The sequence below is a fragment of the Acinetobacter sp. S4397-1 genome (assembly GCF_024129285.1).
GTDB classification, from domain to species: domain Bacteria; phylum Pseudomonadota; class Gammaproteobacteria; order Pseudomonadales; family Moraxellaceae; genus Acinetobacter; species Acinetobacter lwoffii_C.
The window spans coordinates 1-13,789 of the sequence record NZ_JAMXXZ010000043.1 but is presented as its reverse complement, the minus strand read 5'-3'; the positions used below and the strand labels follow the sequence as shown (position 1 = coordinate 13,789).

General features: G+C 38.1%; 14 protein-coding genes and 1 pseudogene. 5 read left to right on the top strand and 10 right to left on the bottom strand.

Annotated elements, in window-relative coordinates:
* Positions 1-621: 621 nt before the first annotated feature.
* The gene (locus tag NI467_RS13520; protein WP_253153384.1) at positions 622-1,377 is read right to left on the bottom strand and encodes a hypothetical protein; all 756 of its coding nucleotides are present in this window, start codon (positions 1,375-1,377) and stop codon (positions 622-624) included.
* A gap of 221 nt (positions 1,378-1,598) precedes the next feature.
* Between NI467_RS13520 and NI467_RS13515 the strand changes: the two genes are divergently transcribed.
* On the top strand, positions 1,599-2,882 hold the full coding sequence (locus tag NI467_RS13515; RefSeq protein WP_253153383.1) for a MobA/MobL family protein: 1,284 nt from the start codon (positions 1,599-1,601) through the stop codon (positions 2,880-2,882).
* On the opposite strand, the gene NI467_RS13510 is transcribed toward NI467_RS13515, so the two are convergent.
* On the bottom strand, positions 2,866-3,099 hold the full coding sequence (locus tag NI467_RS13510) for a hypothetical protein (protein ID WP_174660715.1): 234 nt from the start codon (positions 3,097-3,099) through the stop codon (positions 2,866-2,868). The genes NI467_RS13515 and NI467_RS13510 overlap by 17 nt on opposite strands.
* Positions 3,100-3,548: 449 nt before the next feature.
* Here NI467_RS13510 and NI467_RS13505 point away from each other — a divergent pair, with 449 nt between their 5' ends.
* Both NI467_RS13505 and NI467_RS13500 read left to right on the top strand, forming a co-directional pair.
* Positions 3,549-3,950 carry a PH domain-containing protein gene (locus NI467_RS13505; RefSeq protein WP_174660716.1) on the top strand — a complete coding sequence of 134 codons (402 nt, stop codon included), beginning with the start codon at positions 3,549-3,551 and terminating at the stop codon, positions 3,948-3,950.
* A gap of 227 nt (positions 3,951-4,177) precedes the next feature.
* Positions 4,178-5,698, top strand: coding sequence for a catalase (locus NI467_RS13500; protein WP_253153382.1), 1,521 nt, complete (start codon positions 4,178-4,180; stop codon positions 5,696-5,698).
* An 85-nt stretch (positions 5,699-5,783) separates the two neighbouring features.
* Here the strand turns inward: NI467_RS13500 and NI467_RS13495 are convergent, their stop codons facing one another.
* From NI467_RS13495 to NI467_RS13470, 6 genes are all read right to left on the bottom strand, one after another.
* Positions 5,784-6,296 (bottom strand): ankyrin repeat domain-containing protein, encoded by a 513-nt coding sequence (locus NI467_RS13495; RefSeq protein ID WP_374982217.1) that lies wholly within the window; start codon positions 6,294-6,296, stop codon positions 5,784-5,786.
* Positions 6,297-6,449: 153 nt separating this feature from the next.
* Positions 6,450-7,967 carry a catalase gene (locus NI467_RS13490; RefSeq protein WP_085064968.1) on the bottom strand — a complete coding sequence of 506 codons (1,518 nt, stop codon included), beginning with the start codon at positions 7,965-7,967 and terminating at the stop codon, positions 6,450-6,452.
* Positions 7,968-8,329: 362 nt separating this feature from the next.
* The gene (locus NI467_RS13485) at positions 8,330-8,641 is read right to left on the bottom strand and encodes a BrnA antitoxin family protein (RefSeq protein ID WP_005155677.1); all 312 of its coding nucleotides are present in this window, start codon (positions 8,639-8,641) and stop codon (positions 8,330-8,332) included.
* Positions 8,628-8,915, bottom strand: coding sequence for a BrnT family toxin (locus NI467_RS13480; protein WP_253153381.1), 288 nt, complete (start codon positions 8,913-8,915; stop codon positions 8,628-8,630). Before NI467_RS13480 ends, NI467_RS13485 begins: the two co-directional genes overlap by 14 nt.
* Before the next feature lie 267 nt (positions 8,916-9,182).
* Positions 9,183-9,866, bottom strand: coding sequence for an LrgB family protein (locus tag NI467_RS13475; RefSeq protein WP_061519781.1), 684 nt, complete (start codon positions 9,864-9,866; stop codon positions 9,183-9,185).
* Between the two features lie 2 nt (positions 9,867-9,868).
* The gene (locus tag NI467_RS13470) at positions 9,869-10,312 is read right to left on the bottom strand and encodes a CidA/LrgA family protein (RefSeq protein WP_061519780.1); all 444 of its coding nucleotides are present in this window, start codon (positions 10,310-10,312) and stop codon (positions 9,869-9,871) included.
* A 101-nt stretch (positions 10,313-10,413) separates the two neighbouring features.
* On the opposite strand from NI467_RS13470, the gene NI467_RS13465 reads away from it, so the two are divergent.
* Positions 10,414-11,313: a LysR family transcriptional regulator gene (locus tag NI467_RS13465; protein WP_061519779.1), complete on the top strand. Its 900-nt coding sequence runs from the start codon at positions 10,414-10,416 to the stop codon at positions 11,311-11,313.
* A gap of 171 nt (positions 11,314-11,484) precedes the next feature.
* A pseudogene (locus NI467_RS13460) lies at positions 11,485-11,745 on the top strand (transposase); the annotation flags it as partial.
* Positions 11,746-12,059: 314 nt separating this feature from the next.
* Here the strand turns inward: NI467_RS13460 and NI467_RS13455 are convergent.
* Positions 12,060-12,620, bottom strand: a complete 561-nt coding sequence (locus NI467_RS13455) for a plasmid replication DNA-binding protein (protein WP_253153380.1) — start codon at positions 12,618-12,620, stop codon at positions 12,060-12,062.
* A gap of 68 nt (positions 12,621-12,688) precedes the next feature.
* Positions 12,689-13,618: a replication initiation protein RepM gene (gene repM / locus NI467_RS13450; protein ID WP_151208190.1), complete on the bottom strand. Its 930-nt coding sequence runs from the start codon at positions 13,616-13,618 to the stop codon at positions 12,689-12,691.
* Between the last annotated feature and the right edge of the window lie 171 nt (positions 13,619-13,789).

Sequence of the window (13,789 nt, the reverse complement as noted above, 5' to 3'; positions counted from 1 at the left end):
AATGGGTAACTAAACGTGGGGAAATGGGTAACTAAACGTGGGGAAATGGGTAACTAAACGTGGGGAAATGGGTAACTAAACGTGGGGAAATACAATGGTTAGTTGTTGAAATTTAAAAATTAAAATCAAATTAAAAACATTTAAAAATATTAAAATTAATTAAAAGCCCAGGGAAGCAAAAATTGCCCTTGGTTTTCGCTACGCTCAAACTCTATTGAACTTCGCTTTCGCTCAGTTCGTAGGGGCAATTTTTTAGTTAATTCTTTCTTGAATTCTAAAAACCACAAGAATGGATTCGCTACGCTCATAGAGCTTTTTCACTCGCTTTCGCTCGATCTAGAATCTGATTTTTACATGTGATTTACGCTTTATTAGGCTCTACAGCCTAAAAAGCTGTTTTTCAGAAAGTCGAAGCGCGAATTTTAGTGGTTCGCTCGTAGACACTCGCTCTATAGATACCTTTTAGGTATTTAATTTGAGTTTTAAGGATATTTCTTAGTTTATAAATTAAGGATTCATATTAGGTAAAGCGTAAAAGGGCCTATTTCGCATTTTTAGCCCTGATTACATTTTTTATTAGGGATGAATAGGATTAAGCCAAAAACAGGCTGTAATCGCATTTTATGGCTTTCCACGGTGCTTTTGGATGAGTACTTTGTGAAACTCTTGTCCATTGATTTTATAGGTTGGTAAATCTTCCACCATACGCTGGAATAATTTTGTTTCTTCCTTGAGGTCTTCGGTGTTGTTTTTGATCTCTTTATAGAGTGTGGTTTCTTTAATGGCTCTTTCCCAAATAATGCTCTGTAGGAGGGCATCTCTGAGCAGGGGAATATCACTGTGTTGGATCTGAAGATCGAGGTCTTTATAAAGTGATTGAACTACACCTCCTATCGCGTATTTGAGTTGGTTTTCTGCATTGCGTTTTTTCTGGGCTTCCGTCAGTTCCTTGTGACTTTTCTGCAAAATTTCACGTTTGTGTTCATTCTCCAGCCGGATTCGATTGTCTAGGGCGGCTTTTTCAATTTTCTGATAAGACTCTAGGGCGCGATCCAGGCGGAAAAAATTATCCTGATCCATTGCTTGATTGAGTAAGGTCAGAATTTCAATTTCGTTGGCCAAGAGGGGCTGCTGGTTTTTGTCCTTCAGTTTGATTTGTTCAATGAGTGCCTGTCTTGTTAGAAACTGGTTCTTCTCCCGGTCGACTGTTTTGAGCAGACTGAGTTGTTTGTCATTGAATCTGCCATTGGATTGCTGAAGTAGGGTCAAAGCCTGTTGTTGTTTTTTCTTGAGGAAGGGAAGTTTTTCCAGGAACTGCTGCAATGTCATGAGGTCATTTGAAGTGAGTATTTTCGCAGGTCTTCCACGAGCCGCCATCGCATTCTCCAGCATAAAATGGGTGAGGTTTTTGTGTTTTCAGTTTAGCATAGGCCGGCACGGGAAGAATTAAATAAAATGTGGGAACATTTTATTTAATTCTTAAGCTCGTTTCCGTGTTTTTAATTGGATATAATTACTACGCAATTATATCCAATTAAAAACACTTCTCCTCGTGCTCCGCAGGCTCTGCGAGGCTCCGTGAATCTGAAGGTGGGATTATGTTCTATTGCAACCTGGAACACACAAGCAAAAAGGCCGTGAAAACCCGATCGGGGAAAGTAAAAAATGCTGCCACGGCCAAGAACCGGTTTCACTACATTACCCGGACTTCGCATTTTAAAAATTATAAAGAAAGTGCCTCAGAACAGATCGAGTTTGTGAGATCCGGCAATATGCCAAATTTTGCTGAAGGAAAGCCGGCTGAGTTTTGGGGCGCTGCAGATATTTATGAACGTAGTAATGGCCGTACCTGTTCCAGTCTGGTGGTGGCCTTGCCGAAAGAGTTGAACCAGGCACAGCGGATTGAATTGGCCGAGGCATTCATTGCTGAGTTTGCAGACCGCTATCGCTATCCCTTTACCTGTGCCATTCATAATCATGTTGGATCGTTGGGTGGGCAAGAGCAACCGCATTTGCATTTTATGTATAGTGAACGGCATGTTGATGGCATCGACCGGACCGCAGAACAGTTTTTTAAGCGTTATAACCCAAAGGATCCACAGAAAGGTGGGGCGCAGAAGCTGACAGCTGATGTGTTAGGCATGGGAAAGGCGCAGTTACAGCTGTATCGGCAGAAAACTGAAGAGCTGATTAATGACAGTCTCATGCGTTATGCCCCGACCAAGATGGTGGAAATCAAGGGAATTCAGGTGGAAGTTCCTAGTTTGGTCAGCTGTTTATCCAACAAGGAATACAACAAGAAGCATGGCACACAGCTGAAGGATGTTCCTGTGATGAATAAGGCGGTCCGTTTTGCGCGTGAGAAAGAGCCGGAATTAGTGGCCGAACGGGAAAGAATGACTGCTGAAATTAACCGGTTACGTGCTGAAAATCATTATGAGTTGTATCGTTCATTTTACGAGGCTGAATTAAAAAATCGTCAAGAGATTGAAGAATTGAGCACGCAAGCTGAAACACCACGGACACGGCAGCATTGGTATGCTCAAGAAAAATTATTGTTTTTACAACAGAAAATGCTGCAAGCCTTATTGCAAGATCGTCAAATGACCGAACCTTTTAAGGTGATTCAGCATGATTTACAGGCTTATATCGATCTTTTGAATATCGAATCCTTCGACCGACTTGAAAAATTTGAATACTTAACTGATTTGGGCCAACAGTTAAAGAATTCAGTTATCCAGATAGCCTCTATTGAGGAAGAATTGGCATTCATGCAGCGGCAAGTCATCGAACGTGTGCCTTTGCAAATGAGAGAAAAGGCAGTAACCCCTGACAAGATAAGAAATCATGATCAGGATAATGATTTTAGTCCTGGCTTTTAAGCAGATTATTTAGGGCACGCCACTGCATGAGCAATACTGCTTCTTCATCTTTAATTGTGGTTTCTCCGGACTGAATCCGGTCAAAGCGTTCCCAGGATCTTTTTTCATGAGCCTTTTTTTCTTCAGGACTCATGCCGAAGGTCGTAATCGATTGAGCTGTTGCCCAATCCTTGCGATCCATTTTTTTGAGATGCTCACTTGTACTGAATTTTTTCATGGAAATACTTCTGAGAGGGACTTAACCGAATTATTTGATCTTTAATTCCTTAATGTGACAGAAGCTGATATTGCAACTGCCAAGCTGAATGCAGAATTTTCCCTTATATTGTAAAAGATAATTCGACTTTTAGATTTTTTTAGAAACTAAAAAACAAGATATTAATTATAAATCAACAATTTATACGATTAGTAATGAATTTTAGGTTTTTGAGAAAAAAGCAATATAATGGTTGTAAATCAATGCTTTAGGTGATTAGTAATGAATTTTAGATTCTATTTTTTTAAGCGTCTAGCCTAAAATTCATTACTATCCCATTTTATTTATTTAGATCAATTACTTAGATTATTTTTTAAGCCTAGTCTTGTGAGCTAAAAGAATCTAATTAGGGCCTACTTATAGGGGCTTTCGTATAAGGTGTATTATGTTAATTTTAGGGAAGTTCAATAATGCAAAAATATAAATCAAAAATAGATTGGTGGCTGATTATAGTTTTGACAGGAAGTTCTTTACTGCTTTTAACCTTGGTCTATAGTAATTTTGATAGCCAAAATTTACATGCAAATATAATTTTTTCCGTCCTTTTAAGTTCTTTAGCTCTAGTGGTTTGGTTACCCATTCCAACCACATACTATGTTGTAGACAGTGAGATATTAAAGATACACAGCATATTCTTAAAGTGGGAAATTCCATTGAGTAGTATTGAAAAGATCGAGGAAACATCAGACTCTTTATCAGCTCCAGCTTTATCTTTAGATAGAATAAAAATTGAATATAAAAAAGATGGTATCCATAAATCAATCATGGTTTCGCCAAGGAATAAAACTGAATTTATAAAACAAGTATCTTGATTTATCATCTACTTAATATAATAGAGATTATATGTAGCGAGGACTGTGGAACCTCGCTTTTTCGACTTCGCATAAGAGATTTTATGTTAAATCAGTTGGCTATAAATTTTCAAAAATATCCTTAGTTTAATATTTTAATAAGCAAGTAAAGGGTAAGATAGGATTGAAAATCTTAAATTTCTGCAGGAAATTTAAATTATAAATTAAAAGAAACGGGAGTTAATAGTATGAGTCAAGACCCTAAAAAATGTCCTGTTACCCACCTGACTACTGAAGCTGGTGCCCCTGTGGTCGATAATCAGAACAGTATGACGGCAGGTGCGCGTGGACCTTTACTTGCCCAAGATTTATGGTTGAATGAAAAATTAGCAAACTTCGTCCGCGAAGTGATTCCAGAGCGTCGTATGCACGCTAAAGGTTCAGGTGCTTTTGGTACCTTTACCGTGACCAATGATATTACCCAATATACTCGCGCTAAAATTTTCTCTGAAGTCGGCAAAAAAACCGAAATGTTTGCGCGTTTCTCAACGGTGGCGGGTGAACGTGGCGCGGCCGATGCAGAACGTGATATTCGAGGTTTTGCTCTGAAATTCTATACTGAAGAAGGCAACTGGGATCTGGTCGGCAATAATACCCCGGTGTTTTTCCTGCGGGATGCCCGTAAGTTCCCTGACCTGAATAAAGCAGTCAAACGTGACCCGAAAACCAACAAGCGCAGTGCCACCAATAACTGGGATTTCTGGACATTATTGCCTGAAGCCTTGCATCAGGTGACCATTGTGATGTCGGATCGCGGTATTCCTGCTGGCTACCGTCATATGCATGGTTTTGGCAGCCATACCTTCAGTTTTATCAATGCCCAAAATGAACGCTTCTGGGTGAAATTCCATATGCGTACCCAGCAAGGCATCCAGAACCTGACCGATGCTGAAGCAGCAGATTTGATTGCTAAAGATCGTGAAAGTAGTCAGACTGACTTATTTGATGCCATTGAGCGTGGTGAGTATCCAAAATGGAAAATGTACGTTCAGATCATGCCGGAACTGGAAGCTGAAACAGTTCCTTATCATCCATTTGACCTGACCAAAGTCTGGCCGAAAGGTGATTATCCACTGATTGAAGTCGGTGAATTCGAACTGAACCGCAATCCGGAAAATTATTTCCAGGATGTAGAACAGGCTACCTTTGCACCAAGCAATCTGGTACCGGGAATTAGCTACTCACCGGATCGTATGTTACAGGCACGTCTGGTGAACTATGCTGATGCAGCACGTTATCGTGTTGGTGTAAATCATTCACAGGTTCCGGTCAATGCTGCACGCTGCCCTGTAAACTCTAATCGTCGTGATGGTCAGGGCCGCATGGATGGCAACTATGGTTCATTGCCACATTATGAACCGAACAGTTTTAACCAGTGGCAGGAACAACCTCAGTTTAAAGAACCAGCATTAAAGATTACCGGTGATGCTGATTTCTGGGACTTCCGCGAAGATGACAATGACTACTTCAGCCAGCCCCGTGCCCTGTTCAATTTGATGAATGATGAGCAGAAACAAGCATTGTTTAATAACACGGCCGCAGCGATGGGTGATGCGCTAGATTTCATCAAATACCGTCATATCCGCAACTGTTATGCTTGCGATCCAGCTTATGGGCAAGGCGTTGCTAACGCCTTAGGTATGACTGTAGTAGATGCTCAAGCGGCACGTGAAACAGATCCTGCTAAAGGTTTACCAAGTTTTCTTTAATTTAAATAATTAATACCCCCGGCATCCTTGGACTGCTCTCAGTATCTTAGACATGAGGATGCCACTCAAAAACCGGTCAGTGAAGTTATTTAACATGAAATAAGCTTTTAAATTTCTCTTCCTGACCAATTACTTTGGCAAATTCAGCTGCAGTTTTTTGTCCAGTTTGATTGGCATTGCTATCACAATCGACTTGGCGTAACTGTTTTACAATGGCCCATTCAAGCTTAAACATCGCACCCATTAAGGCAGTATTGCCCTTGTTGTCACGTGCGCAGCGATTGGCACCATATTTTAGTAATATAGTGACTGCATCTTGATGACCATAATAAGCTGCCATGATTAAGGGCGTATAACCTGCACTATTACGGACATTCACTGGAAATCCGTATTTTAAAAATTCATTAATAACTTCTTGATTACCAGTTTTTGCTGCGGCAAAAAAGATATCGATTAATTCCTGTTGGGAGTTTACCGTTTGTTGCTTAGCCACTTGAACTGTTTCTTGGGCATGAAGTTTAGTTATTCCTAGTGTAAGCAGAGTCATTAATAGAATGCTAGAAATAGACATCATCACGCTATTCAAGATTGCTTTCATTTCAATTGGCCTCAAGTTTGCTTATGACAAAATATTGGAAATCTAAAATTCCTGTAAAACTCCCCTAGGGTTGCAGGAAAGGATTTGAGTTTTACAGGACTTTTCGGTGGTGACTCTTAATCGCTAGTCACCGATTTGATCAACCAACCAGAATTAGTCTTTCAATTTTGCAGCTTTTGCTTTAACGATTGAGATGTCACCGTTAACCGCTTTAGTCATACGCATACCGTAATCTGCATCTGCTTTATAGAAGTAAGACAACATGATGTGTTTGGTTTCTGAATCTTTAACACTGCCAAGATCCGCAGCCAAGTTCATGATTAAATCGTCTTTTTCTTTCGTAGTGTATGAACGGTAAAGATCACCCGCTTGCTTAAAGTTTTGCTCTTTCACGCCAATTTGTTGTACGTAACCAGATAGAGGCGTTTGTAGCGCACGTGCTTTCGCAGTTGCAGCTTTGGGCTCTTTGCGGCTTGGTTCGTAGTTCACATCAGAATTACGCTCACTGACATTCATTGAACCATCTTGGTTGTTGTTGTTTACATCAATCACTGGACGGTTTACAGGAATTTGTTGATGGTTCACACCCAAACGGTACATTTGTGTATCTGAATAAGAGAAGATACGGCCTTGTAGCAGACGGTCTTCAGATGGTTCGATTCCTGGTACCAGGTTACCTGGCGCAAATGCTGACTGTTCAGTCTCGTTGAAGAAGTTCTTCGGCATACGGTTCAGGGTCAAGGTACCGACTTTAGTTTCTGGAACCAGCTCAGTTGGCCAGATTTTAGTTGGATCTAGTGGATCGAAATCAAACTTGCCCAGGTCTTTAGGATCAAGCACCTGAATGTACAGATCCCATTTCGGGAAGTTACCTGCATAGATGTTGTTATAAAGGTCATTGGTCAAGTGGTTGAAATCTTTACCTTGCTGCTCAGCCGCTTCTTTCACGTTCAAGCCCTTCACGCCTTGTTTAGAGCGGAAGTTGAATTTCACGTACTTGTATTCGCCTTTGTCGTTATACAGTTTGTAAGCGTGAACACCAAAACCGTCCTGTTCGCGGTAGCTGGTTGGAACACCTTGCTTGCCGTATACATACGTCAGCATGTTGGTTGCCCATGGCTGGCTCGACAGGAAATCAAACACACGGTTAGCATCTTGTACGTTGGTCACCGGGCTTGGCTTCATGGCGTGAATGAAGTCCGGGAACTTGATCGCATCACGGATAAAGAAGACCGGTGTCTGGTTACCGACCAAATCCCAGTTACCTTCTTGTGTGTAGAACTTCACTGCGAAACCGTGCGGGTCACGTAAAGTCTCTGGTGAACCTTTACCATGAATTACTGTGGACATACGAACAAAAACTGGAGTTTTTGTACCTGCCTTGAATAGAGAGGCAATCGTCAGGTCAGATAAGTCTTTAGTTGCTACGAATTCACCATATGCACCTGTACCACGTGCGTGAACCACACGCTCAGGAATACGCTCACGGCCAAAACGTTGTAGTTTTTGTACCAATTGAACATCTTGAAGTAAAACTGAACCGTTTTCACCTGCAGTGATTGAATTTTGGTTATCCCCTACAGGCGCACCGTTATCTTTAGTTAACGCTGCAGCTTGTGTAGTCACTGTAACTGTTGCAAGCATTGCAATAAGTAACGAATGTTTCAACATAATCTGTCTCTTAAAATAGTACCTTTCCTGCGAGGATTAAGGTACTAAATATTAAGTGATCTATAAAACCGTTTATTTTTATAGTGTTAATCGTAAAAATGGATTATTATTGTGTTTTTCAGTGTTTTTCAGTGTTTTTCAGTGTTTTTCAGTGTTTTCCATATTAAATAATCACAGGAATATTTTCTTAATAATATTAATGAATTTTTGATTAGCCACTACACAGTAGTTTAATTAGGATTTTTATGGAGAAAAAATTATTAATTCAAATGAATTCGACTTAGTAGTTATTTAATTCTTCTAAAATTAGCATAATACACGTTATACGAAATTAAAAATGGGAGCCTAAGCTCCCATTTTTATTAATGATTTTTTAAATCTTTTAGCATTGCTTCACGCAGAATTTTATTCATACGTGTTTGATAACCTTTTCCTTGTGCTTTTAACCATGCTAATACATCCGCATCAAGACGAACTGACGTTTGTTGCTTCACTGGACGAAAAAATTGCCCATGACGAATAGCATTACTCCAGTCTGTAATTTCAGGAATATCTGATAGATCTAGCTGATCGTCAGGAACCGTTCCCTTAGCAAGCAAGTGTTCAACTTCAGCATCTTGCTTGTTGCTGAAATTTTCATTCAGCTCTTCGCGTGTATATCTAACCATGCTCATATTGATTGCGCTCCGCTTTGGTTACTTGTCTTGCACTAATGATTCGTATGATTTCACAGTCACCTTCATCAAAGATGGTATGAGCTACTAAGAGCATTAGTACGCCTTTTACTTTTCCAATGGTCTGCCAACGTTCTTCACCATTGGTATGTCTGTCTTGGATTGAGATCCTTAATGGATCATCAAAAACAAGGCTTGCAGTTTCGAAAGAGACATCATGCTTTTTCTGATTCTTTCGATTCTTTGCCTCATCCCATTCGAAATACTGTTTCATAAAAAACATTCAAATTTGTATATACAACAATGTATCACAAAATTGTATAACTCAAGGTGAGATGCGTAATTTTTAGTCAAATTTATTGGCGAAAGATTACAAAGTTGCTTAAAAAACACACGAGTTGTTAAAACGTATGTTTTTTGATCTTTGGTATTTTGATTTTATTGACCTAAGTGTTTAATAAATAATATTATTTTAAAACACGTTTCGTATAACCGCCATTATGTTAAATGGACCTAAATTCCTTAATGCGACAGAACAAAACTATACAAGCAGATGAACCAGAAAAGGACCTACCAAAACCATAAAAATACCAGCAAGCACCATTGTTAAGCTGGCAATAACACCTTCTTCTTTATCACGACTATAGGCTTTAGTCGTTCCAAATCCATGTGCTGCGTTGCCCAAAGATGCACCCATGGCAAAATGAGATTTTAACCGTAAAGCGCCTAGCACAGTATCACCGATGATCATGCCTATAACACCAGTAATCATGGTAAATAAAATAACCAGTTCGACAGAGCCACCTATATGACTGCTCAACTCCATTGCAAAAGGTGTCGAAATGGAACGCGCCATTAAGCTGTAGGTTGTTGACTGATCAAAATTAAACAGCTCGGCCAGATAAAATGAACTGATCATTCCCGCTAGCATGCCCATCACTATGCCCATACTGATAGAAAGTAGATGTGTTTTGATTATTTCACGGTATTCATAAATTGGAATGGCAAAAGCGACTGTTGCAGGACCTAACATCCAGACAATCCATTGACTATCTTGCATATACGTATCATAGGATATATTCAAAGATAATATTAAAATAATCAGAAGGATAGGGGGAAGTATCGCTGGTGATAAAATCAGATAAGGATATTTTTGATGGGTTTTTTTTGCGATAATATAAAACAGTAAAGTTGCAATCAGACAAACAATGGCAATTAAAGTCATGATTATTTTCCATCCAGATCTATATTACGCAGAGATTGGGAGCGATGATTTTTGATTTTATTTTCAAATTTAAAGCCAATATGTACACTATATGCTGTAACCACCATGACACAAATGGTTCCCAGAATAACAGTAAGGATTAATTGCCAGCCTTCTGTTAAGAAAAGATGTTTATATTTAATTAGTCCAACAAAACAGGGAATAAAGAATAGAACCAACTCACCTAAAATAAAATCGGAGCCACTCTTAATCCATTCAAGTTTAAAAAATCCAGTCAATAAACCTGTCAAAACAATAAAAAGCCCGATCACTGCACCAGATACTGGAAGTTTAAATAAGGATTGAAGTATGCTGCCAATCCACCAGAAAACAAGTAATAAACTGATTTGCAAAATGATTTTACTGAAATAGTTAAATCGGGTCGGATGTTCGATTTGTACGGGCATTGATATCACAGTTTGATTTTGAAGATAAGGTAATTTTATATGCTGAACATATGCTAAATTATGAATAATTTTATAAATATTATTCTATATTGGGATAATTTATGGATCTAAAATCCCTTAAAATTTTTGTTGAAACTGTCAATAGCCAAAGTTTTAGTTTGGCTGCAGAACACTTGTTTATGACGCAACCGACTTTAAGTAAGATCATTAAGAGCTTAGAAGAAGAGTTGGGAACAGCACTATTTAAAAAGGGTGCAGCAGGAAGAAAACGTGAAGTCGTACTAACTTATACAGGCGAACTGATTTATCAGCATGCATTAAACATATTGTCAGAACATGAAAAAATTTATAACACGATTGAGCAAGTTCAGTTACTTAAAAAGGGGAAACTGACTTTAGGTTTACCACCATTAGGTTCTGTCTTATTTAGTTCACTTATTGCCTTATTTCATAAGCAACATCCGGATATACAGCTTAGTTTTTTAGAGGTAGGCTCAAATAGTATTGAGGAAGCAATTGCAGATAAACGTATTGATGTTGGTATTTTACTTGGTAATTTTCGACCGACTTTTGCGTCAATCCTAGTTGTTGATTCAGCAATGTGCTTACTATCCATAAAAGATTCACAGTGGAGAAATAGAAAAACAGTCAATTTGATTGAATTAAAAGAAGAATCCTTTCTATTATTTTCTGATACTTTTACTTTGAATAGTATGATTATTAAAGCAGCAAATACAGTAGGTTTTGAACCTAAAGTTGTTTGTAAAAGCAGTCAATGGGACTTTATTGCAAAAATGGTTGAATCAAATATGGGAATCACATTACTTCCTCAAATATATTGCCAGCAATTCGATCAGGAAAAATTCAACACTGCCGTATTGGAAAATCCAGGTTTAAATTGGACTTTAAGTATGGCCTGGAATACGACTATAGCAATGAGTCCTGCAACTAGAGCATGGCTAAATATTGTAAAAGATCATAAACAGAAAATTCACTTTTAGTTCAAGGCTTTTACAACCAGTTTTTAATTGTCGCTACAATCAGTTCTGACTGTTTAATTCATCGGTTCTGTCGCATTAAGGAATTTAGGTCCATTTAACAGGTAATGCTCCCCTCAAATAATTGAACTTAAAAGTAGAAAATCGAATAGCCTTAATTTAAGGAGATTTTCTATGAAAACATCTAAATATTCAGACAGCTTAATCATGAGTATTTTGAAGCAAGCTGAAGCAGGAACTCCAGTTCCAAATTTATGCCGTGAACATGGAATGAGTTCGGCCACATTTTATAAGTGGAAATCAAAATATGGTGGCATGGATCTCTCGATGATGACTTGATTGAAAGAGCTAGAAGCTGAAAATGCTCGTCTTAAACGTATGTATGCCGATGAGCGACTCAAGTCAGATATCTTACAAGACGCACTGTCAAAAAAGTTTTAAGGCCAATTCAACGTAAATCAATTGCTAATTCAAGGCTAAGGAGTTTGTTTAATATCTTCATTAAAAAAATTATTAGTAAGAATAATTATCAATAATATCAAAATTATTAAGTTATTAAAATTTAAGAATTTCTAAAATTAACATAATACACCTTATACGAAATGCTTGAAATTTCCCTATAGGCATCAATATCTTAGTTAAAGCCGTTCCAGGGTTCAGCGCACTGGAGCGGCTTTTTATTGATTTGTCACGTTCCACGCCTATTCTTTGACCAAAGTTTCACAACTTTGATTAGCTCCAGTGAAGAATCAATTATCAAAAACTGCTTTCGCCAAACGACCGAATAAACCTCGTTTTTTAGGTTGTGGCTCGATATGTGTAGGCACTGGACTGTGCTCATTTTCTGTTTGCTCTGGAGTAGTCAATCCGTCATGTTTAGCTTCTGCTGTGTCTAGTTCTGGATCTGTTTTGGTCATGCTAGGTTGCACCGATTCTTGATCGGTAAACGTAGTCATATTGGCTTTTGGGGCTTCTAGTAAGCGTTGTATCGCCTCTATCTGATTATCTTTTGTTGCTAATTGTTCTCTTTGAAAAATTTCTCGTTCATGTGCTAGTTGTAGTTGTTTTTTTAGTATATCTATCTGTTGTTTCAGCATGTCTACTTCTGTCTCTTTTTGTACCGAAGTAGACTGTAACGTGGTTACATGCTTATTATTTTGGGATGGTTCACCAAATACGCGTATAGCTTCTGAAAGGTCTATTTTCCCATCGCTATTTTTTGATAAATCTCCTTTATTTATACGCTTATAGATGCTTTGGCGGTTCATTCCATAAAGTTGAGCTAATTCAATAACAGATAGTGCTTTCATTATGTAACCTAGGTGAAACTCTGTATGTTAGTAGATAGTATTTAGTGATGTAACGTTACATCAATGATTTAACGATAGCCAACTTTTTCAAGCATTGGAGCAAACTCCTTTAATTTTTCAGAATCTTTAAGCATTTCAGCAATTCTTACTGCAAATTGAGTATAGCTTTCAGTTCCTTGAGAGTATTTACTCATTTCTGGAAGCTCAGATAACTTATTGGAAAATAAGTAACGTTGAGAGTCAGTCATTTTTTTTGAAAAAAGATCTAGATTCCCAGATATTGTTTGATTTTCTGGTGATTTGTTCTTAGATTTTTTGTGCTTAAAAGAAAAAGAAAAACCACATATTGAACGGCCTTTTTTATGCTGTTGGTAGTTTGCTTCTATATCTGTTTTTTCGCTAATTTCAGAAATGGCTAAGTCTAGAACTCTTGTTTTAAAGTGATCCATACGCTTGTATTCATTAACACCAATTCCAAGTTGTTCTCTAAAAGTTGCTAATTCAAATAAAGGTGTTCTCCCCACAGCTCTCCATTGAATTAGTAACTCATATAATCTTGCTGAATATGTACTGTTAAGCTGGGCTGTTTGGCTCAGTAAATATTGAGTAAAAAAGTCTTTAATACCATCAATCTTACTTATTCCTTGTACAACAGCTAGTGTGAAAACAAGTTCAATAGCCCCTTCATCATCTAGATATTTTACTTGCTGAATCCATCTACTTTTGACTAACTTCCCATCTTCATCAAAGAAGCTAAATCTTCTGTTAAATAAGGAATCCTCTGCTTCTTTCATTCTCTGATAAGCATTTTGCCTCGTGGTCCCGAAAACTTCGGCATATCTCAAAGCATCTATTCTTAAAGGAGTATCTGTACTTAGTCCTGTACCCGTATGTCTAGCATCAACGATGGCTAATTGAACAATATGAAACTCTGATAAAGATAGAGCTTGGAAAGCTTGGTTTAACCGATTGGTTTTTACAACTAATTCTTTTGACATAGACCCAATTGAAATATTTTTATACCCACAGATTATAATAATGTGGGTGTAACTACAACTGTTTAGTTAAGGGCGTAATTAAATGGGTAACTAAACGTGGGGAAATGGGTAACTAAACGTGGGGAAATGGGTAACTAAACGTGGGGAAATGGGTAACTAAACGTGGGGAAA

Coding starts and splice junctions, on each gene's coding strand:
- NI467_RS13520 (WP_253153384.1), bottom strand. CDS start 1,377: ATGGCGGCTCGTGGAAGACCTGCGAAAATACTCACTTCAAATGACCTC.
- NI467_RS13515 (WP_253153383.1), top strand. CDS start 1,599: ATGTTCTATTGCAACCTGGAACACACAAGCAAAAAGGCCGTGAAAACC.
- NI467_RS13510 (WP_174660715.1), bottom strand. CDS start 3,099: ATGAAAAAATTCAGTACAAGTGAGCATCTCAAAAAAATGGATCGCAAG.
- NI467_RS13505 (WP_174660716.1), top strand. CDS start 3,549: ATGCAAAAATATAAATCAAAAATAGATTGGTGGCTGATTATAGTTTTG.
- NI467_RS13500 (WP_253153382.1), top strand. CDS start 4,178: ATGAGTCAAGACCCTAAAAAATGTCCTGTTACCCACCTGACTACTGAA.
- NI467_RS13495 (WP_374982217.1), bottom strand. CDS start 6,296: ATGAAAGCAATCTTGAATAGCGTGATGATGTCTATTTCTAGCATTCTA.
- NI467_RS13490 (WP_085064968.1), bottom strand. CDS start 7,967: ATGTTGAAACATTCGTTACTTATTGCAATGCTTGCAACAGTTACAGTG.
- NI467_RS13485 (WP_005155677.1), bottom strand. CDS start 8,641: ATGAGCATGGTTAGATATACACGCGAAGAGCTGAATGAAAATTTCAGC.
- NI467_RS13480 (WP_253153381.1), bottom strand. CDS start 8,915: ATGAAACAGTATTTCGAATGGGATGAGGCAAAGAATCGAAAGAATCAG.
- NI467_RS13475 (WP_061519781.1), bottom strand. CDS start 9,866: ATGACTTTAATTGCCATTGTTTGTCTGATTGCAACTTTACTGTTTTAT.
- NI467_RS13470 (WP_061519780.1), bottom strand. CDS start 10,312: ATGCCCGTACAAATCGAACATCCGACCCGATTTAACTATTTCAGTAAA.
- NI467_RS13465 (WP_061519779.1), top strand. CDS start 10,414: ATGGATCTAAAATCCCTTAAAATTTTTGTTGAAACTGTCAATAGCCAA.
- NI467_RS13455 (WP_253153380.1), bottom strand. CDS start 12,620: ATGAAAGCACTATCTGTTATTGAATTAGCTCAACTTTATGGAATGAAC.
- repM (WP_151208190.1), bottom strand. CDS start 13,618: ATGTCAAAAGAATTAGTTGTAAAAACCAATCGGTTAAACCAAGCTTTC.